Consider the following 18929-nt stretch of genomic DNA (forward strand, 5'->3'; position numbering starts at 1 on the left):
CCCGGCATGATTACCTCAAGGGTCCAGTCGACCAGCTTGGGTGGGGAAAGCATGATCGAGACCTGGTTCCACACCACCGACGTGCCCGCGGCCGAACGCTTCGACTACTGGCGGGAGCTGGCCGCGGGCCTGTGCGGCGAGTCCATCATCCAACGGCTCGGCCCCGGGGACTTCCACTCCGAGGTCCGGGCCCTGGACATCGGCTCGGTCGGCGTGGTGCTGGAACACCATTCGCCGTACTCCCTGGTGCGCACCGCCAGGCACGTGCGCCGCGAGGACCCGGACCGCTGCTACCTCATCCTGCTCGAGGACGGCGCGGTCGGCTTCGAGCAGGACGGCCGGTCCGGGGTGCGCCGCCCCAGCGACCTGATCGTGCACCACACCAGGAGCCCGTCGGTCACCTTCGGTGGCACCATGCGCCGGTCCATCCTGCTGCACTTCCCACGCACCCTGCTGCCGCCGGTGGCCGAGGCGATGCTGGGGGTCGTCCTCTCCGGGCGCGACGGGCTGGGCGGACTGGTCGCGGGCGCCCTGCGCGAACTGGTCCTGCTCGGCGCCGACCGGGACGAGGAAGGATCCCGGCTGATCCGGATCACCCTGGACCTGCTCGCCGCGCTGTGCCACCGGGAACTCGGCACCGAAAGCCCGGCCGCCACCACCCCGGCGGCGGTGCTGCACCAGGTGCGCACCTTCGCCCGCGAGCACCTCGGCGATCCGGATCTGGGCCCGGTCACCCTCGCCGCCGCGCACCACATCTCCGTGCGCTACCTGCACCGGCTCTTCCAGCAGCAGAACCAGACCGTGGCAGGCTGGATCCGGGACCAGCGGCTGGAGAACTGCCGCCGCGACCTGGCCGACCCCGCGCTGCACGACCGTCCGGTGCACGCGGTGGCCCGCCGCTGGGGCTTCACCGACGGCGCGCATTTCAACCGCGTCTTCCGCGCCGCGTTCGGTCTGCCGCCAGGGGAATACCGCAAGCTGTTCCTGGCACCGGAGGTGCGACGATGATCGAGACCTGGTTCCGGACCACCGATGTGCCCGCGGCCGACCGCTTCGACTACTGGCACACGCTGGCCACCGGCCTGTGCGGCCCGTCGAGGATCGACAGCCTCGCCGTCGAGCCATTCCACGCCGAGGGCCGGGCCCTGGACCTGGGGGCGATGGGCGTGGTGACCGACAGCAAGTCGGCCTTCTCGATGGCCCGCAGTTCCGCCCAGGCCCGCCGGGACAGCGTGGAGCACTGCTACCTGACCCTGGTCGAGGACGGTCTGGTCGGCTGCGACCAGGACGGTCGGCAGAGCACGCTGACCGCGGGCGAGATGATCATCCATCACAGCATGTCGGCCTCGGTCACCTCGGCGGTGACCACCGGCCGCTCGGTGATGCTGCACTTCCCGCGCACACTGCTGCCGCCGGTGGCGCTGGATCTGCTGGCCACCAAGCTGTCCGGGCGGGAGGGTCTTGGCGGGCTGGTCGCGGGCGGGCTGCGCGAGCTGGCCGTGCTGCCCGCGGACCGGGACGAGGAGATGGCCCGGCTGGCCGGGATCACCCTGGACCTGCTCGCCGCGCTCTGTCACCGCGAGCTGGGCACCGAACGGCCGGCCGCCACCACCCCGGCGGCGCTGCTCGGCCAGGTGCGCGCCTTCATCAGGACACACCTCGGCGATCCGGACCTGGCGCCCGCCACCGTGGCCGCCGCGCACCACATCTCCGTGCGCTACCTGCACCGGCTCTTCCAGCAGGAGGGCCAGACCGTGGCGGGCTGGATCCGGGACCAGCGCCTGGAGAACTGCCGTCGCGACCTGGCCAACCCGGCCCTGCACGACCGTCCGGTGCACGCGGTGGCCCGCCGCTGGGGCTTCACCGACAGCGCGCACTTCAACCGCACCTTCCGCGCCGCCTTCGGCCTGCCACCGGGTGAGTACCGCAAACTCGCCCAGGTGCCGGTACCGGCCCAGCGGGTGCTGAGCTGAGCACCACCGGGGGTGCGTCGCGATGACCGAGACCTGGCTTCGCACCATGGACCTGCCGGCCGAGGACCGGTTCGACCACTGGTACCACCTGGCCGCCCTGGGCTGGGGGGAGATCACCGTCGAGGTCGAGGACAGCACCGACTTCCACAGCGTGGGCAGGCTGGTCGACCTCGGCGGCATGCTGATGACCACCGAGGAGCTGCAGCCGGTGCGCCTGGACCGCAGCGCCGCCCAGGTCCGCCGCTCGGACCCGGAACGCTGGCACCTGACCCTGCTCGCCGAGGGCAGCTCCAGGTTCGAGCAGGACGGCCGCCAGGCCGAGCTGAGCGCGGGCGACCTGCTGATCTACCACAGCTCCGCGCCCTTCCGCGGCACCGTGACCTCCTCGAAGACGGAGTTCCTGCAGTTCCCGCGCGAGCTGAACCCGAGCGGGCTGGCGGAGCTGGTGGCGGTGCCGCTGTCCGGTCGTTCAGGCATCGGCGCGCTGGTCGCGGGCTGCCTGCGGGAGCTGGCCGCGCTGCCGGGCAACCGGCAGGAGGAGGCGAGCAGGCTCACCGCGATCACCCTGGACCTGCTCGGCGTGCTCGGCGCGCGGGTGCGGGGCGCCCCGGCCGCGCCGGAGTCCACCCCGGCGGCGCTGATCACCGCGGTGCGCGCGTTCATCCGCGCCAACCTGGCCGATCCGGCGCTGGACCCGGCCGCGATCGCCGCCGCGCACCACATCTCCGTGCGTTACCTGCACCGGCTCTTCCAGCAGCAGGAGCAGACCGTGGCCGGCTGGATCCGGGACCAGCGGCTGGAGAACTGCCGTCGTGACCTGGCCAATCCGGCCCTGCACGACCGTCCGGTGCACGTGGTGGCCCGGTGCTGGGGCTTCACCGACAGCGCGCATTTCAGCCGCGCGTTCCGCTCGGCGTTCGGGCTGCCACCCGGTGAGTACCGCAGGCTGGTGCGGACCGGCCTCCAGCCACCGCCGGGCTAGATCTTTGTGCCCGCACCGTCAATGGCGGTGCGTCCGGAGTCAACGACTCCCCGGCCCGGCTCGGCCAAGATTCTTTCCAGGCGGTCACCGGTTCCCGGGGAGGAGAACCCGGACCGCCGGGCCAGCACTGGCGGCGTTCCTGGGGGCCGCCGCCAGTCTGGCCCCTCCACACTCGCCGGTGCGCGCACTCCCAGTGGTCGCGCACCGGTGGGGCCGGGTCAGGGCTGCCACCTGGCCCGCGCCGACCCCGCACGCCGGGCGGGCTCGGGGTCGGCGCACCGGTCCATTACTACTTCGGCAGGCTGACCTCGTAGACGGCCTTGCTGTCCTTGACGGTGATGGTGACCGTCTTGTCCTTGCCGTCGATCTTGACCTTGCACTCGAAGGTCGAGCCCTGGGTCACGGCCTGGCCGGACGGGCAGGTGGCGTTCTCCACCTTCTGCACGTTGTACCGCTCGACCAAGATCTTCTTCACGCCCTCCTGCACGGCGTTCTCGTCGAAGACCTTCTTCAGGAACCAGCCGGGCCAGACGAAGCCGAGCACGGCGACCGCGGCCACCAGCAGCACCGCGAGCCCGCCGAGGATCAGCGGCAGCGCGGACTTCTTCTTCGGACCGGTGGGCGGCTGGCCGTAGCCGGGCTGCTCACCGAAACCGGGCTGGGGCTGACCGAACGGGCCGGGCTGGCCGGGCTGCCCAGGGAATCCCTGGGTCGGCTGGCCGTAGGGGCCACTCGGCTGCTGGCCGGGCTGCGGCTGGCCGTACTGACCCGGCTGCGGCTGACCGGGCTGCTGGCCGTAACCCGGCTGCGGCTGCCCGTACTGGCCGGGCTGCGGCTGTCCCGGCTGGGGCTGGCCGTACTGGCCGGGCTGCGGCTGGCCGGGCTGCTGGCCGTAACCGGGCTGGCCGGGCTGGGGCTGACCGGGAGGCTGGCCCGCGGCCGGGAAACCACCGGAGGGGGTGCCCTGGCCATAACCCGAGCCGTACGGCTGCTGGCCCCACTGCTGCGGGTTGTTCTCCCCGGGCGGGCCATACGGGCTGGTCATCCTGAGCCTCCGAGTTCGTGGTTGTCCTGCCTGGTCACGCACACGCTGCGAGCGATCAAACCACAGCGCGCCCCGCCGTACCCGGCCGACCGGCCAAGTTGCGGCAAGAGGTGGCTACCCGCGGTCCGGACGCGGCTCACGTGACCATCGCGACCACGCCGCGGCGCAGCGAGGCCGCCGCCTTGATCGCGGTCGCGCCGACCGGGTCCTCGCCGCCGAGCACGTCCCTGAGCTGCTCCAACAGGTCGACGACCTGGCGGCACCAGCGCACGAAGTCACCGGCGGACAGCTCCTGCCCGTTGGCCTCGGCCGCGCTGAGCACCTTCTCCAGAGACTCCCCGCGCGACCACCGGTAGACCGGCCAGGCGAACCCGGCGTCGGGTTCCCTGGTGCGGTCCAGCCGGTGCTTGCCCTCGTCGTCCTCGAGTTCGGCCCAGATGCGCATGGTGTTGTCCAGCGCCTCGGCCACCCCGCCACCGGGCAGCCGGGGCTGGGTGGGCGCGTCCCGGCGGGACTCGAAGACCAGCGCGGAGACCACCGCGGCCAGCTCGGCCGGGTCCAGGTCCAGCCAGGCGTCGGTGCGCAGGCATTCCGCGGCCAGCAGGTCGGACTCGCCGTAGAGCCGGGCCAGCCTGCGCCCGTGCTCGGTGACGATCTCGCCCACCTCGTCCTCGGTCTCCGGACCGCGCAGGTAACCGCGGTCGCGCAGCAGGGCGCGGATCCGGTCGAAGGCGCGGGCCAGCGAGTGCGTGGTGGCCGCGACCTGGCGTTCCAGCTTCTCGGTCTCGGCCAGCAGCCGGTGGTAGCGCTCGCCCCAGCGGGCGTGCTGTTCCCGGTCCTCGCAGGCGTGGCAGGGGTGCGCGCGCAGCGCCCGGCGCAGCGCGGCGAGTTCGGCGTCCTCGACCGCGCCGCCGGAGGAACGGCGGCGGTTGCGGCCGGGCGGCTGGATGCCGGTGTTGCGCAGGGTGGCGGCCAGGTCCCGGCGGCTGCGCGGGGAGCGGACGTCGACCTGCTTGGGCAGCCGGACCCAGCCCAGCGGCACCACCTCGGACGGGAAGTCGTGCACGGACAGCCGTCCGGCCCACCGGTCCTCGGTGACCACCAGCGGGCGCGGGTCGTCGTTGGGGTCCAGGCCGGGGTCGATGACCAGCGCCAGGCCGCTGCGCCGCCCGGAGGGCACCGCGATGACATCGCCCTTGCGCAGCTTCTCCAGCGAGGCCGCCGCCTCCGAGCGCCGCACCGTGCTGCTCTGCCTGGCCAGGGTCTTCTCCCGCTCGGAGATCCGCTTGCGCAGGTTGGCGTAGTCACTGAAGTCGCCGAGGTGGCAGGTCATGGACTGCTCGTAGCCGGAGAGTCCCTCCCGGTTGCGCTCGATCCGCCGGGACAGCCCGACCACCGAGCGGTCGGCCTGGAACTGGGCGAAGGACTGTTCGAGCAGTTCGCGGGCTGCCGCGGCGCCGACCCGGTGCACCAGGTTGACGGCCATGTTGTAGCCGGGCTTGAAGGAGGAGCGCAGCGGGTAGGTGCGGGTGGAGGCCAGGCCGCCGACCGTCCTGGGGTCCATGCCGGGCTGCCACACCACCACGGCGTGGCCCTCCACGTCGATGCCGCGCCTGCCTGCCCGGCCGGTGAGCTGGGTGTACTCGCCGGGGGTGAGGTCGACGTGCGCCTCGCCGTTGTACTTGACCAGTTTCTCCAGCACCACGGTGCGGGCTGGCATGTTGATGCCCAGCGCGAGGGTCTCGGTGGCGAAGACGACCCGGACCAGGCCGCGGACGAACAGCTCCTCCACGGTCTCCTTGAACGCGGGCAGCAGGCCGGCGTGGTGGCTGGCGATACCGCGTTCGAGTGCCTCCCGCCATTCCCAGTAGCCGAGCACGGCCAGGTCGGGTTCGGGCAGGCCGCCGGTCTTGGCCGCGATGATGGCCCGGATCTCGGCCACCTCGGCCTCGGTGGTCAGCCGCAGCCCCGAGCGCACGCACTGGTTCATCGCCGCGTCACAACCGTTGCGGCTGAAGATGAACACGATCGCGGGCAGCAGGCCCTTGGCGTCGAGCTGGCGCACCACGTCGTTGCGCGAGGGCGGCCGGAAGGTGCCTGCCCTCGGTCCGCTGCCGCCGCGCCGGTCCGGCCGCTGCCTGCCCCAGGGCAGATGCCTGCGTTCCATCTCCTGGGTGGCCCGGTTCAGCTCCGGGTTGATCCGGATGTGGCCTTCCCTGGAGTCCTCGGCGAAGAGGTCCATCACCCGGCTGCCGACCTGCATGTGCTGCCACAGCGGCACCGGCCGGTGCTCGTCGACGACCACGGTGGTGTCCCCGCGCACCTCGACCAGCCATTCGCCGAACTCCTCGGCGTTGCTGACGGTGGCGGAGAGCCCGGCCACCCGCACCTGTTCGGGCAGGTGCAGGATCACTTCCTCCCACACCGCGCCGCGGAAGCGGTCGGCGAGGTAGTGCACCTCGTCCATGACCACGTAGCCGAGGTTGTCCAGCGCCCGCGAGCCCGCGTAGATCATGTTGCGCAGCACCTCGGTGGTCATGATCACCACCGGCGCGTCCCCGTTGATCGAGGTGTCCCCGGTGAGCAGGCCGACCTGTTTGGGCCCGTACCGGGCGGCCAGGTCGGCGTGCTTCTGGTTGGACAGCGCCTTGATCGGGGTGGTGTAGAAGCACTTCTTGCCCTCGGCGAGGGCAAGGTGCACGGCGAACTCGCCGACGATGGTCTTGCCGGCGCCGGTGGGCGCGCACACGAGCACGCCGTGCCCGTCTTCGAGGGCCTGGCAGGAACGGCGCTGGAACGGGTCCAGTTCGAAGGACAGTCCCGCGGTGAAATCGGTCAACTTGGGATAGGTCGACCGGGCACGGGCTGCGGCGAAGGCCTCCGCTGGAGACCTGCCTGAGTCGGAGGAAGGGCTTGCTGCCACCTGCTCAGGCTTTCACACGTCACCGACAACCACCGCACGACCTTCTCGATCACCTGGCGAAGTACCGGTTGGCCGAGGGCAGCCAGACCAGCAGCACGGGCACCAGCGCGAACAGCAGGCCACCCGCTTCCGCCGCGACGGCCGCGCCGCCGACGAGGACGTCGTCCGGCTGCTCGGCAGGCGCGTCGAGGAACAGCATCTCCAGCAGCCAGAGGGTCACCGAGACCGCGGTCAGCGCGGTGAGCACGATCCGCGCCCAGTTGCGGCCCCGTCGCATGGTGCCGATCAGCCAGAAGTAGGCCGACAGGACGGTCACTCCGATGACCAGGACGAGCAGGGTGCGGGTCAGGTCGATCTGGGAGATCAGCGCCACCGCGAGCAGCAGCATCAGCAGGCCGATCCCCGCGGGCAGGGCGAAGAGCACGGCGGCCGCCGTGACGAGCGCGGGTGGCCTGGCCGGAGCGAGAGGTTGAATCACCCGGGGGAAGTTAGGGCAGCGGGCTAACAGGCCACTAACAGTGCGCGGCCAGTGCCGGTTAGGGCTGCCGGGCCACCACGGTCAGGGCTCCCGGCACCGCGCGCACCGTCACCGGCAGCCGGGCCTGGCGTTCCCCGTCGGCGTAGGCCACCCAGCCGTTGTCCCCGCCCAGCTGCACCTTGCGCGCCCGGAAGGTGCTGACCACCGGGTGGTCCACGTGCCCGCCGGTGCGCAGGGTGGGCAGGATGCGCAGCAGCAGGCGGCGGCTGGCCGCGCCGACCACGGTGACGTCCAGTTCGCCGTCGGCAGGGTCGGCCGCCGGGCAGATCGGGATGCCGCCGCCGTAGCTGGTGGTGTTGCCGACCGCGACCAGCGTGGCCTCGACCTCGATCCGGCCGGACACCGTCTCCAGCAGCAGCTGCCGCGGTCGCAGGTTGGCCAGTTCGGCCAGGATGGCCAGGTCGTAGCGGCGGGGTCCGGCAGGCCAGCGCATCCGGTTGGTGCGCTCGTTGACCGCGGAGTCGAACCCGGCGCACAGCACGGTGGCGAAGTAGCCGCCGCCGGCGATCCGCCCCAGGTCCAGCCGCCGCCGGGCGCCCGCGCGCAACGCCTCGGCCACCGCGGCGGCCGCCTCCCTGGATCCGCCGGGCAGGCCGAGCGCGGTGGCCAGGTCGTTGCCGGTGCCTGCCGGGATGACCGCGAGCGCGGTGGAGCTGCCCGCGCAGGCCTGCACCGCGGCGTGCGCGGCCCCGTCCCCGCCGAGCACGGCGAGCACGTCCACGCCGTCGGCCACCGCGGCCTTGGCCAGCTGGGCCAGGTGCTCGCCGCTACCGGCGCTCAGCGCCCGCAGTTCGGTGACCGCGGGCCGGAGGGCGGCGGCGACGGATCCGGCGACCCGCGCCGCCGACCAGGCCCCGGAGGCCGGACTGACCAGCAGCGCGAGCCGGGTCACGTGGCGTCGTCGTCGTAGCGGACCCTGGGCTTGTCCACCACCGGCGCCGGGCTGGCCCGCACCGGTTCGATCTCCTCCGACCTGGTGTCGGGGGCGATCGGCGAGGCGTCGTCGTCGTTCCAGGAGTCCCAGCCCTCGGCGACCCGCTTGCGCGCGGCCCGCTTGTCCCGGATCCGGGCGATCTGGATGGACAGCTCGTGCAGCAGGGTCAGCGCGAGGGCCAGGGCGAGCATGGAGAACGGGTCGGTGCCGGGGGTGGCGATCGCGGCGAAGACGAACAGCCCGAAGATCGCGCCACGGCGGCTGCGGCGGAGCTTGTCGTAGCTCAGCACACCGGCGAAGTTCAGCATGACGACCAGCAGCGGCAGCTCGAAACTGACCCCGAAGATGATCAGCAGGGCGAGCACGAAGTTGATGTAGTTGCTACCGGCCAGCGCGGTGGCGAACTCCTCGCCACCGAAGCCGACCAGCGCGATCAACGCCTTGGGGATGATGAAGAAGGCCAGCACCGCGCCGAGCATGAACAGCGCCGAGGCGCAGGTCACGAAGGTGCCCGCGTACTTCTTCTCCTTCTGGTACAGCCCCGGCGTGATGAACGCCCACAGCTGGTGCAGCCAGACCGGGGCGGCCAGTACCGCGCCGACGGCCAGCGAGACCTTGAGGCGGACCATGAACGCCTCGAACGGCTGGGTCTGCAACAGCTGGCACTTGCCCGCGTTGAGCGAGACCCGGTCCGGGATGGCGCAGTAGGGATCCAGCACGATCGCGCCCAGGGTCGGGATCGGGCCGATCGTGTAGACCCACCACAGGAAGGCGATCACCGCGCCGGCCACCAGGGCCAGCAGCGAGACGGCCAGTCGATGCCGCAGCTCGTAAAGGTGCTCGATGAGCGTCATCGTGCCGTCGGGGTTCTTCTCCCGACGGCCGAACAACTTGCCGAGCCCTTTACGGCGGCGGAGCTCTCCGCTCCCCACCGCGTCAGTCTCCTCTTATCCGCGCGTCAGCGGTTGTCGGCGCGGCCCTGGGTCTGCTCCAGCGGCGGTGCGACCTGCGGCACGGGCTGCTGGACGACCGGCTGGGCCGGCGGCAGCGGCTGCGGCGCCACGTAGGGCTGCTGGGGCGCGGCGTAGGGCTGCTGCGCGGCGGGCTGCTGGACCGGGGCCTGCGGCGCGGCGGCGGGCTGTTCGGCCTCGTCCTCCTGGCGCATGGTCTTGGTCTCGGCCTTGAAGATGCGCATCGAGCGACCCACCGCGCGGGCCATGTCAGGCATCTTCTTCGCGCCGAACAGCAGCACGACCACCACAGCGATGATCAGCAGCTCAGGTACTCCGATAGGCACGGTGGTCCTCCTGTCTCCCCCGCTACCCGATGGTACGCGGGGCAGGCATGTCGTCCTTGGTCGAAGCGCGCCGTTCCATGATCGCCACGCGCAGCGCGGCGGAACGGGCACGCAGCAGTCCGGTGCGGTCCCTGACCGTGCCCTGGAACCTGGCCTGGGCCACGCCCACGCGTTTGACCGCGCGGAGGACCTTCACCAAGACGATCACCAGGACGACCAGTCCGGCGAGGACTGGCAACACGAGGGACAGGTACTGCACCAGCACACCGTAGCTGGCTGCACCGACCGTGACGAGACCCGCCCAGCGGAACCGATCACCTGTTTCCCGAGGGGTGAACGGTTCAGAACGATCGTCTTACCCATCCTTGAACATCGGTGGGAATAGCCACGGAAGGTGGCGAAACGTACCCTCTGCGTCACGATGAGCCACAACGAGATGTCCGGCGCGGTGCTCGGTTCCCTGCTCCAGGCCAGGGACGTCACGGTGCGGCTGCCCCCGCCGGCGCCGCGTGCGCTGGACGGCCTGCCCGCCAGGGCCGGCACCTTCACCGGCCGCGCCGAGGACCTGGCCGCGCTGGGCCGGATCCTGGACCCTGGCGAGGGCCCGCGGGCCTGCGTGGTCACCGGCCTGCCGGGGGTGGGCAAGACCGAGCTGGCACTACAGGCCGCCGAGCAGGCCCACCGGCGCGGCTGGTGCTCCGGCGGCGTGCTGTTCCTCGACCTGCACGGCTACCACGACCGCGCGCTGAGGGCCGCCGACGCCCTGGACAGCCTGCTGCGCGCGCTCGGCGTGCCAGCCGACCAGATCCCGCCCGAACCCGCCGACCGCACCCGCCTGTACGCCACCCTGCTGGCCACCCAGGCCCGCGCCGGCCACCCGGTGCTGGTGGTGCTGGACAACGCGGGCAGCGCCGAGCAGGTCCGCCCCCTGCTGCCCGCCGACGGCCACACCCCGGTCCTGATCACCTCCCGGCATCGCCTGAGCGACCTGGACGCCCGCCTGCACGAACTCGACGTGCTGCCCACCGCGGCGGGCGCGGAACTGCTCGACCGCATCCTGCGCACCCGCCACCAGCCCGACGACCGCGCCAAGGCCGACCCCGCCGCCGCCACCCGCATCGCCACCCTGTGCGGCGGCCTGCCCCTGGCCATCCAGATCGCCGGCGCCCTGCTGGCCGACAACCGCACCCGCCCGGCGCACACCCTGGCCGCGGACCTGGCCGAAGGCCCCATCGACGAGCTGACCCGCGAGGGCCAGGGCGTCCGCCGCGCCTTCGACCTGTCCTACCGCCACCTCTCCCCCGACCAGCGACGCGTCTTCCGCCTACTCACCGCCCACCCCGGCCCCGACCTCAGCACCGACCTGGCCCAACCCCTGCTGGCCACCACCCCCCGGCACACCCGCCGCGCGCTGGAATCCCTGGCCCGCGCCCACCTCCTGGAACCCGGCAGCACCTACGGCCGCTGGCGCATGCACGACCTCATCCGCGACTACGCCACCGAACACGGCCAGTCCTGCGCCGCTGCCGACGACCGCGAAGCGGCCATCGACCGTCTCCTGGAACACCTGCACACCAAGGCATCCGCCGCCGCCGGCCTGCTGTCCACCGCCCGCATGGACCAGACCGTGTTCCCCGGCCGTCCCGAAGCCGCGGACTGGATCGAAGCCGAACGCGACAACCTGGTGGCCTGCACCGAACTCGCGGCGGACTCCGGCCGCCACCCCAGGGCGATGTTCCTCTCCGCAGCCGTCTCCTACTGCCTGCTCAAGAGCAGCCACCCGTGGTCCTGCTACCGCGCGACCCAGGCCGGCCTGATCTCCGCCAAGGAGATCGGCGACCTGGAGATCCAGGCCGTCCTGCACTCCCGCGCCGGTGACGCGCTCCGCCGCACCGGCCGGCTCACCGCCGCCGCCATCGCCCAGGTCTGCAGCTTCGGCGCCTACGGCGAACTGGGCCTGCGCGGCGGCCAGGCCCACGCGCTGGACGAACTCGGCGTGCTGTCCACCCGCAACCGCCAGTTCGACCAGGCAATCCACCTGCACACCTCCGCGATCAAGCTGTTCCAGGACCTGGGCGACACCACGCACGAGGCACTGGCCTGGTGCCACCTCGGCACCGTCCAACACCAGCAACGCCGGTGCGACCAGGCGATCGCCACCTACGAACACGCCCTGGAACTCAGCCGCACCACGGCCAACCACCAGGTCGAGGACCAGATCTCCACCGCCATCGGCGAATGCCTGCTCATGAGCGGCCACCCCGCCAAAGCCCTGGAGATCTACCAGCACACGGCCGGCCAGCTGGCCGGGCAGAACACCCGCGACGAACACTTCCTCAGCCAGGGCAACCTGGCCCACGCCCTCGCCGCCGCGGGCAAACCCAAGCAGGCCATCGCCATCCACGAACAGTGCGTCGCGCACTGGACGAACTCCGGCGACCGCGAACGGGAACGCATAGCCCGCTTCGCCCACGGCGTCGCCCTGTACCAGGACGACCGCTGGGCGGAGGCCGTCACCGCCCTGCGCGAACTGGCCGGCCAGGCGGAATCCGCGGGCGACCGCCTACGCCAGGCCGGAGCCTGGCAGGCCATCGGCGACTCCCAATCCGCCCTGGCCCGCCACGAGGACGCCCTGGCCGCCTACGTCACCTCCGCCGACCTCCACCAATCCCGCGGCGACCACTACTTCCACGCCGTAGTCCTGGCAAAACAAGCCCACGAACTCGACCACCTCGACCGTCCAGCGGAAAGCCTCACCGCCGCCACCACCGCCCTGACCCTGTTCCAACGGCACGGCGCCCCCCGAGACCAGCGCCTCGCCCACCGCCTGGCCGGCATCGCCCTACAGGAACTGGCCAGATTCCCCGAAGCCCGAACCCACTTCGAGCAGGAAATCACCCTGTGCCGCAACGAGAACAACCGCTACGCCGAAGCATGGGCCCAGGGCAGACTGGCCTTCACCCTGCACTCCCTCAACCTCCCCGAGGAAGCCGGCCAGGCCCGCGACACCGCCGTCGCCCTGTTCACCGAACTGGGCCACCCGAACCACGCCCAATCGACCCTCGACCTGCTCGGCGCCCCCGATGCCTGACTCAGCCGATCCGCAGCGCCCAGTCCCGAGCCGCCTCGTACCACTGGAAGGCGGTCCGGTGCAGGTTGAGCGAATGCCCCGTCTCCGGCACCGCGAACGCGGTCAGGTCAACCCCGTCCCCGTAGAAAACCCGTTCCGCGGCAAGCAAACTCGCCGAACTGGAGCAGTCGGTGGCCCCTTCCCCGGTGAACAACACATCCCGGTCCCCCAACACCACCAGCACCGGAACCCGCAGATTCGGATACTCATCGGGCCCAGGAAAGACGTCGTAATCCGGAATCGCATCCGGCTCGGTCAGTTCCTCATCCAACTCGACCAGCCGGGCATCCACGGTCCCCGGATACAGGAACATCCCAGCCCGAGTCCCCGCGATACTGGTCATATACCCCGAATCAAGCCCCCGATCCGCGAACCGCGCATCCTGCGCCGCCGGATGGAAATGCGCCCCGATCCCGCTGTATGCCTTCAGATTGGGCTGACTGCTCCCCCCGGTGAGAATGACCCCATCCAGGTCACCGGGAAACCGCAAGGCCAACGCCAGCCCCAACGCGATGCTGAACGAGTGCGCCACAAAAATCACCCGCCGATAAGGCACCCCATCCACCTCACCCGCCCGCAACGCCTGCACCACGTGATGCATCGAGTCGATATGCGCACTCCCCCGCAACTCCGCACTCGGCGGCCGGCTGCTGGCCCCCGTACCGAGCCGATCCACGGTGAGCACGGCATGCCCCGCCCCGACCATGGTGTCGGCGTAGGAGGGCCCATCGGCCCGCACCAGCCAGTACCCCCGACCGTAGTAACCACCCGGCACCGCGAGGTGCACGGTGTCGGTCGCCCCAACCGGCGTCCGCAACTCCCCCACAACATGCAGGTCAAGCCCCACCGGAACCCTGACGTCCATACCGCCCCCAAGATTGCTCAAACTTGAGTACCGGTGCGGCAGTATGCCGGACTCCAGTCATCAGGAGCAAGCGCCCCCAGCAATGAACACCCCGCACAGCCATCCCCGGCCTGGCAGCGGAAGTACCCGCCAGGCCACTCACCTCGGCAGCACCAAACCCACCTGACGGCCCCGCGTCCCCACCAGCCAGCCGGCCGGGCCAAACCTGCCCAGCGATCCGCCGCGCCCAGCCAGTCAATCCGCCGGGCAAACCCACCCGGCCGCCCAGCTCGCCAAAACCGCCAAGCCAAACCCGCCCGACGGCCCCGCACACCCAGCCGATCGGGCCGCCAGATTCCGCCCTCCCCGCGGCCCCTCGCGCCCAGCTGATCGGACTGCTCGGCCAAACCTTTCGGTAGCCCCTCGCGCCCAGTCGGTCGGCCCGACGCGTCAGGCCGCCCGCGGCGCTCACTGGCACCCGGCCGGTCCGCCCAGCGCTCTCGCGTACCCGGCCAGTCAGTCCGCCGGCGCCAGGCTCGCCCGGCGCAATGCCGCCGCCGCCCGCTCCCGGATCTGCCCGGCCAGCCGCTCCGGCCGCTCCACGTGCACATCCCGCCCCAGCCCCAGCATCAGCCGGACCATCCAGGACTCGTCGGTGTAGCGGATCAGCACCCGGGCCCGCCCGTCGCCCAGTTCGGTGACCTCGTCCACCGGGTAGTACTCGGCCACCCAGCGCGCGTCCGTCTCCAGCACCAGCATCGCCACGTGGTGGTCCGGCTCGGGCCGGTACACGCCCTCGGAGATGTCGGTGGGTTCGGCGTGCGGGGGCGGGGTGGCGGGCTCGTCGAGCAGGGTCACCTCGTCGACGCGGTCCAGCCGGAACAGCCGGACGCCCTCGGCGCGGCGGCACCACGCCTCCAGGTAGCTGCGGCCGTCGACCAGCAGCAGGCGCATCGGGTCGACCACCCGGTCGCTGATCTCGTCGCGGGAGATCGTGTAGTAGCGCAGCCGCACCGCCCTCCGGTCCTGCAACGCCTGTTGCAGCGGCTCACGCACCTCGGCGGTGGCCCGGCTCTCCCGTCCCGCCAGGCCGACCACCACACCCGCGGGCTGGGCCTGGCCCACCGCGGACTCGATCTTGGCCAGGGTCCGGCGGACCGCGTCCGTGTCGGCCACGCCCGGGGTGTCGGCCAGCGCGCGCAGCGCCACCAGCAGGGCGGTGGCCTCCTCGGCGGTCAGCCGCAGCGGCCGGTTCATGCCCGCGTCGTAGGTGACGGTGACGGTGTCCCCGTTGAAGGACAGGTCGATCAGGTCACCCGGCCCGTACCCGGGCAGGCCGCACATCCACAGCAGCTCCAGGTCCTTGCGCAGCTGCTGCGCGGTGACGCCGAAGTCGGCCGCCGCCTCGGAGATCAGCACGCCCGGCCGGGCCAGGAAGTAGGGCACCAGGGACAGCAGCCTGGGCAGCCGCTCGGTGGAGGACGAGGCGGTCATCGGGCCTCCCCCGCCGCGCCGGCGAGCAGCTGGTGCACGTGCGCGCGCAACGATTCCGGTTCCAGCACAACGACATCCGGCCCGTACCCGGCGATCCAGCTCGCCGCCGAGTTCGGGTACACCAGATCGATCTCCATCACCTCGCCGGTCTCGCCGTCCAGGTCCATCGTCTCCACCGCCTTGGCCCGCCGCCGCAACCCGTGCGCCCGGTCCAGCGCCACCCAGACCCTGGCCGGCGCCGACTGCGGCGCGGTGTCCTGGTCACCGGCGACGTAGTGCAGCAGGTCCACGCCCTCTGGCCGGCGCACCGCACCGTCCCGCCCGGTGGCCTTGGGGATGCCGACCACCCTGGACAGCCGGAAGCACCGCGGCGCCGCCCGGTCCCGGTCCTGCCCGACCAGGTACCAGCGCCCACGCCAGGACACCACGCCCCACGGTTCGACGGTGCGTCGTTCCGGTTCGGGCGCGCTCTGCTTGCGGTAGTCGAAGCCGACCACCCGCCCGGCGTGCACCGCGGCCAGCAGCGGCCCGAACGCGGGCTCGTTGGCCCGCACCTTGGGCTCCACGATCGAGGGCGCCGCCTGGTCCACGTCCACCCCGGCGGCCCGCAGCTTCACCAGGGCGCCGTGCGCGGCCCCGGTCAGCTCCGGCGATTCCCACAGCCGTACCGCGAGCGCCACCGCGGCGGCCTCGTCCGGCTCAAGGTCGATCTCGCCCAGCTCGTAGTCGCGCCGGGCGATCCGGTAGCCCTCGGGGTCGAAGGCCGAGTGCCGTCCGGTCTCCAGCGGCACGCCCAGGTCGCGCAGTTCCGCCTTGTCCCGCTCGAACATGCGGAAGAAGGCTTCCTGGTTGGCCGCGTCGGTGTACCCGGGCACGATCGACCGGATCCGGTCGGCGGTCAGGTACTGCCGGGTCGACAGCAGGCAGAGGACCAGGTTCACCAGGCGTTCGGCGCGGGCAACGGACACCCGAAGCAGCTTACGGGTCCGCGCCAGCTCGCTGCGCCGAATAGGCCTTGTTCCTCCCTCCGGTGTGCTAGGTGCGTGCGCAAGGATCGGGTGCGGACCAGGTCAGCGAGTACGGACCAGGTCAGCGGGTGCCGACGCCGATCAGCGAGGCCGCGTCCAGGTGGTCGATGCCGGCCGCGGCCAGCCGGTGGGTGAAGTCCGCGCGGACCCCTTCCACCTGCCGCTCGGTCAGCCCGGCCAGCCGCGCCCGCATGCCGGTGCCGAGCACGAAGCTCCAGGCGAGCGCCGCGTCGATCGGGATGCTCAGCTCCACCCGCCGCACCTCGACCTCGGTCAGGCCCAGCCCGGCCAGCCAGCCGGTGAGCTTGTCCTCGGTGTTGATGCGCTGGGCGGCCAGGTTGACCGGCGAGTTGATCGGCAGCTCGGGCTTGTACACCCGGACCGCGTCGACCAGCTCGGAGCCGAAGCCCTCGGTGGCCGCGTCCGCCCAGGTGGTGATCACGACCCTGCCGCCGGGCCGGACCAGCGTGCTCAGCCGCCCGACCGCGGTATCCATCTCGGGCAGGAAGAACACGCCGTAGGCGCATTGCAGCAGGTCGTAGGGCTCACCGTCGGGGGCTTCCCACACGGTCACATCGGCCTCGAAGAACTCGGCGTGGCGGAGCCCGCGCCGGGCGGCGACCTTGGTGGCGTAGCCGAGCAGTTCGGCCGACAGGTCCAGCCCGTGCACCAGCCCCTGCTCTCCGACCAGTTCGGCGGCGGGCAGCGCGGAGGCGCCCGCCCCGCAGCACACGTCCAGCACCCGGTCGCCGGGTTCGAGCCCGCCGGCCTCGGCGGTCGCCGAGCCCATCGGGCCCCACAGCAGCGGCGACCAGTCCACGAACTCCGCCCGGCCCGCGTCGAACACCGCACCCACATCGGTCATGAACCGATCTTGCCAAAAAAAGTCCGGCCACCGTGTCGAAGTCCGTCATCCCCGATCGACGCCCGGGTAGAACGAGGTCGCCACGATCTCGGCAACCACGACGAAGGAGACGGCAATGCGTTTCATGGTTCTGGTCAAGGCCAGCGAGGAGACCGAGGCCGGCGTCATGCCCGCTGAGGCGGACTTGGCCGCGATGGGCCGCTACAACGAGGAACTGGTCAAGGCGGGCGTGCTGCTCGCGGGCGAGGGCCTGCACCCGAGTTCGAACGGCCTCCGGATCGCCTTCGACGGTGACCAGCGCACCGTGATCGACGGTCCGTTCGCCGAGACCAAGGAGCTGCTCGCCGGGTTCTGGCTGCTGGAGGTCGGCTCCCGCGAGGAGATCATCGAATGGGTCAAGCGGGCCCCGATGGAGAGTGGCGAGCTGGAGATCCGCCAGGTGTTCACCGAGGAGGACTTCGGCGACGCCTTCACCCCTGAGCTGCGGGAGCAGGAGGCACGGCTGCGCGCGCAGGTGGAGGAACAGCAGGGCAGCTGATCCCGCAGCTCTGGTTGCCTCGTCATGGCGGGCCTGCTCTGATGACCCGCCATGACGGCAACCCAGGCCCATCGGGCGGTCGAGGCGGTGTGGCGGATCGAGTCCGCGCGGGTGGTGGCCGGGCTCGCCCGGCTGGTCCGGGACGTCGGGCTGGCCGAGGAACTCGCCCAGGACGCGCTGGTCGCCGCACTGGAGCAGTGGCCTGCCGAGGGCGTGCCACGCAACCCGGGCGCCTGGCTGATGGCCGCCGGGCGCAACCGGGCGATCGACCTGATCCGCCGCGACGAAAACTACCGGCGCAAGCTCGCCGAGGTCGGCCGCACGCTGGAGACCGAACACGAGCCCGACCTCGCCGCCGCCCTGGACGAGGACATCCAGGACGACCTGCTGCGCCTGGTCTTCACCGCCTGCCACCCGGTGCTGTCCACCGAGAGCCGGGTCGCGCTGACCCTGCGCCTGCTCGGCGGCCTAAGCACCAAGGAGATCGCGCGGGCGTTCCTGGTGTCCGAGCCGACCGTGGCGCAGCGGATCTCGCGGGCGAAGAAGACCCTCACCACGGCGAAGGTGCCGTTCGAGACACCCAGGGGCGCCGAGCGCGCGGCCCGGCTGTCCTCGGTGCTGGAGGTCGTCTACCTGGTGTTCAACGAGGGCTATTCGGCGACCTCGGGCGCGGACTGGCTGCGCCCCGAGCTGTGCGCGGAGGCGCTGCGGCTGGGCCGGGTACTGGCCGGGCTCGCGCCGGCCGAGGCCGAGGTGCACGGACTGGTGGCGCTGATGGAGATCCAGGCCTCCCGCAACCGGGCCAGGGTCGGGCCGGACGGGTCGCCGGTGCTGCTGCTGGAGCAGGACCGGGCCCGCTGGGACCGGCTGCTGATCGGCCGCGGTCTGGCGGCGCTGGAACGCGCGGAACAGTTCGGCCATCCGCGCGGCCCCTACACCGTGCAGGCCGCGATCGCCGCGTGTCACGCGCGAGCGCGCACCGCCGAGGAGACCGACTGGATCCGCATCGCCGCGCAGTACCAGGCGCTGGCCCTGCTCACCCCGTCGCCGGTGGTGGAGCTGAACCGCGCGGTGGCGCTGGGCATGGCCTTCGGACCCGCGGCGGGCCTGGAGCTGGTTGAGCAGCTCAGCGAGGTGCCCGCACTGCAGAACTACCACCGGCTGCCGAGCGTAAAAGCCGATCTCCTGGCCAGGCTGGGCCGCCACGACGAAGCGCGGACGGAGTTCCTGCGGGCGGCGGAGCTGACGGAGAACGCCTGGGAACGAACCCTGCTCCTCGACCGGGCGAACCCCCGGCCCTCGATTTGACACCGTTCATGAACATCAGGCTATATTACT

At 71.8% G+C, this 18929-nt stretch carries 17 protein-coding genes; 6 read left to right on the top strand and 11 right to left on the bottom strand.

Going from position 1 to position 18929, the window contains the following annotated elements; all coding sequences use genetic code 11:
* Window positions 1-51 precede the first annotated feature (51 nt).
* Genes HNR67_RS33820 through HNR67_RS33830 form a run of 3 tightly spaced genes read left to right on the top strand, consistent with a single transcriptional unit; the run spans window position 52 to window position 2955 of the window.
* Complete coding sequence (locus HNR67_RS33820) at window positions 52-1008, top strand: helix-turn-helix domain-containing protein (protein ID WP_185006536.1); 957 nt, start codon at window positions 52-54, stop codon at window positions 1006-1008.
* Window positions 1005-1973 carry a helix-turn-helix domain-containing protein gene (locus tag HNR67_RS33825; RefSeq protein ID WP_185006538.1) on the top strand — a complete coding sequence of 323 codons (969 nt, stop codon included), beginning with the start codon at window positions 1005-1007 and terminating at the stop codon, window positions 1971-1973. The genes HNR67_RS33820 and HNR67_RS33825 overlap by 4 nt, the downstream gene beginning before the upstream one ends.
* Window positions 1974-1995: 22 nt before the next feature.
* On the top strand, window positions 1996-2955 hold the full coding sequence (locus HNR67_RS33830; RefSeq protein ID WP_185006540.1) for a helix-turn-helix domain-containing protein: 960 nt from the start codon (window positions 1996-1998) through the stop codon (window positions 2953-2955).
* A gap of 289 nt (window positions 2956-3244) precedes the next feature.
* Here the strand turns inward: HNR67_RS33830 and HNR67_RS33835 are convergent, their stop codons facing one another.
* From HNR67_RS33835 to HNR67_RS33865, 7 genes are all read right to left on the bottom strand, one after another.
* Entirely contained in the window at window positions 3245-4000 is a 756-nt protein-coding gene (locus HNR67_RS33835) for a DUF4333 domain-containing protein (protein ID WP_185006542.1), read from the bottom strand.
* Between the two features lie 136 nt (window positions 4001-4136).
* Complete coding sequence (locus tag HNR67_RS33840) at window positions 4137-6923, bottom strand: DEAD/DEAH box helicase (protein WP_185006544.1); 2787 nt, start codon at window positions 6921-6923, stop codon at window positions 4137-4139.
* 49 nt (window positions 6924-6972) lie between these two features.
* Window positions 6973-7401, bottom strand: a complete 429-nt coding sequence (locus tag HNR67_RS33845; RefSeq protein WP_185006546.1) for a hypothetical protein — start codon at window positions 7399-7401, stop codon at window positions 6973-6975.
* Between the two features lie 58 nt (window positions 7402-7459).
* Window positions 7460-8353 (bottom strand): diacylglycerol kinase family protein, encoded by an 894-nt coding sequence (locus tag HNR67_RS33850; protein WP_185006548.1) that lies wholly within the window; start codon window positions 8351-8353, stop codon window positions 7460-7462.
* On the bottom strand, window positions 8350-9285 hold the full coding sequence (gene tatC, locus HNR67_RS33855; protein ID WP_407645153.1) for a twin-arginine translocase subunit TatC: 936 nt from the start codon (window positions 9283-9285) through the stop codon (window positions 8350-8352). Before tatC ends, HNR67_RS33850 begins: the two co-directional genes overlap by 4 nt.
* Window positions 9286-9353: 68 nt before the next feature.
* On the bottom strand, window positions 9354-9692 hold the full coding sequence (tatA, locus tag HNR67_RS33860; protein WP_185006550.1) for a Sec-independent protein translocase subunit TatA: 339 nt from the start codon (window positions 9690-9692) through the stop codon (window positions 9354-9356).
* 22 nt (window positions 9693-9714) lie between these two features.
* On the bottom strand, window positions 9715-9951 hold the full coding sequence (locus tag HNR67_RS33865) for a bacteriophage holin (RefSeq protein WP_312988643.1): 237 nt from the start codon (window positions 9949-9951) through the stop codon (window positions 9715-9717).
* A 162-nt stretch (window positions 9952-10113) separates the two neighbouring features.
* Between HNR67_RS33865 and HNR67_RS33870 the strand changes: the two genes are divergently transcribed.
* Window positions 10114-12783 (top strand): ATP-binding protein, encoded by a 2670-nt coding sequence (locus tag HNR67_RS33870; protein ID WP_185006552.1) that lies wholly within the window; start codon window positions 10114-10116, stop codon window positions 12781-12783.
* Between the two features lies 1 nt (window position 12784).
* Here the strand turns inward: HNR67_RS33870 and HNR67_RS33875 are convergent, their stop codons facing one another.
* From HNR67_RS33875 to HNR67_RS33890, 4 genes are all read right to left on the bottom strand, one after another.
* Window positions 12785-13687, bottom strand: a complete 903-nt coding sequence (locus HNR67_RS33875; protein ID WP_185006553.1) for an alpha/beta fold hydrolase — start codon at window positions 13685-13687, stop codon at window positions 12785-12787.
* 495 nt (window positions 13688-14182) lie between these two features.
* Entirely contained in the window at window positions 14183-15160 is a 978-nt protein-coding gene (locus HNR67_RS33880) for a helix-turn-helix transcriptional regulator (RefSeq protein WP_185006555.1), read from the bottom strand.
* A complete protein-coding gene (locus tag HNR67_RS33885; protein ID WP_185006557.1) occupies window positions 15157-16128 on the bottom strand; it encodes a helix-turn-helix transcriptional regulator in 972 nt (323 codons plus the stop codon). The genes HNR67_RS33880 and HNR67_RS33885 overlap by 4 nt, the downstream gene beginning before the upstream one ends.
* A 121-nt stretch (window positions 16129-16249) precedes the next feature.
* Window positions 16250-17053 (bottom strand): class I SAM-dependent methyltransferase, encoded by an 804-nt coding sequence (locus HNR67_RS33890; protein ID WP_185006559.1) that lies wholly within the window; start codon window positions 17051-17053, stop codon window positions 16250-16252.
* Window positions 17054-17168: 115 nt separating this feature from the next.
* Here HNR67_RS33890 and HNR67_RS33895 point away from each other — a divergent pair, with 115 nt between their 5' ends.
* Together HNR67_RS33895 and HNR67_RS33900 are read left to right on the top strand one after the other, a co-directional pair.
* Window positions 17169-17591, top strand: a complete 423-nt coding sequence (locus HNR67_RS33895; protein ID WP_185006561.1) for a YciI family protein — start codon at window positions 17169-17171, stop codon at window positions 17589-17591.
* A gap of 51 nt (window positions 17592-17642) precedes the next feature.
* On the top strand, window positions 17643-18899 hold the full coding sequence (locus HNR67_RS33900; RefSeq protein WP_185006563.1) for an RNA polymerase sigma factor: 1257 nt from the start codon (window positions 17643-17645) through the stop codon (window positions 18897-18899).
* Window positions 18900-18929: the final 30 nt, after the last annotated feature.

The sequence above is a fragment of the Crossiella cryophila genome, from assembly GCF_014204915.1.
GTDB classification, from domain to species: Bacteria; Actinomycetota; Actinomycetes; order Mycobacteriales; family Pseudonocardiaceae; genus Crossiella; species Crossiella cryophila.

Coding starts and splice junctions, on each gene's coding strand:
- HNR67_RS33820 (WP_185006536.1), top strand. CDS start 52: ATGATCGAGACCTGGTTCCACACCACCGACGTGCCCGCGGCCGAACGC.
- HNR67_RS33825 (WP_185006538.1), top strand. CDS start 1,005: ATGATCGAGACCTGGTTCCGGACCACCGATGTGCCCGCGGCCGACCGC.
- HNR67_RS33830 (WP_185006540.1), top strand. CDS start 1,996: ATGACCGAGACCTGGCTTCGCACCATGGACCTGCCGGCCGAGGACCGG.
- HNR67_RS33835 (WP_185006542.1), bottom strand. CDS start 4,000: ATGACCAGCCCGTATGGCCCGCCCGGGGAGAACAACCCGCAGCAGTGG.
- HNR67_RS33870 (WP_185006552.1), top strand. CDS start 10,114: ATGAGCCACAACGAGATGTCCGGCGCGGTGCTCGGTTCCCTGCTCCAG.
- HNR67_RS33875 (WP_185006553.1), bottom strand. CDS start 13,687: ATGGACGTCAGGGTTCCGGTGGGGCTTGACCTGCATGTTGTGGGGGAG.
- HNR67_RS33880 (WP_185006555.1), bottom strand. CDS start 15,160: ATGACCGCCTCGTCCTCCACCGAGCGGCTGCCCAGGCTGCTGTCCCTG.
- HNR67_RS33890 (WP_185006559.1), bottom strand. CDS start 17,053: ATGACCGATGTGGGTGCGGTGTTCGACGCGGGCCGGGCGGAGTTCGTG.
- HNR67_RS33895 (WP_185006561.1), top strand. CDS start 17,169: ATGCGTTTCATGGTTCTGGTCAAGGCCAGCGAGGAGACCGAGGCCGGC.
- HNR67_RS33900 (WP_185006563.1), top strand. CDS start 17,643: ATGACGGCAACCCAGGCCCATCGGGCGGTCGAGGCGGTGTGGCGGATC.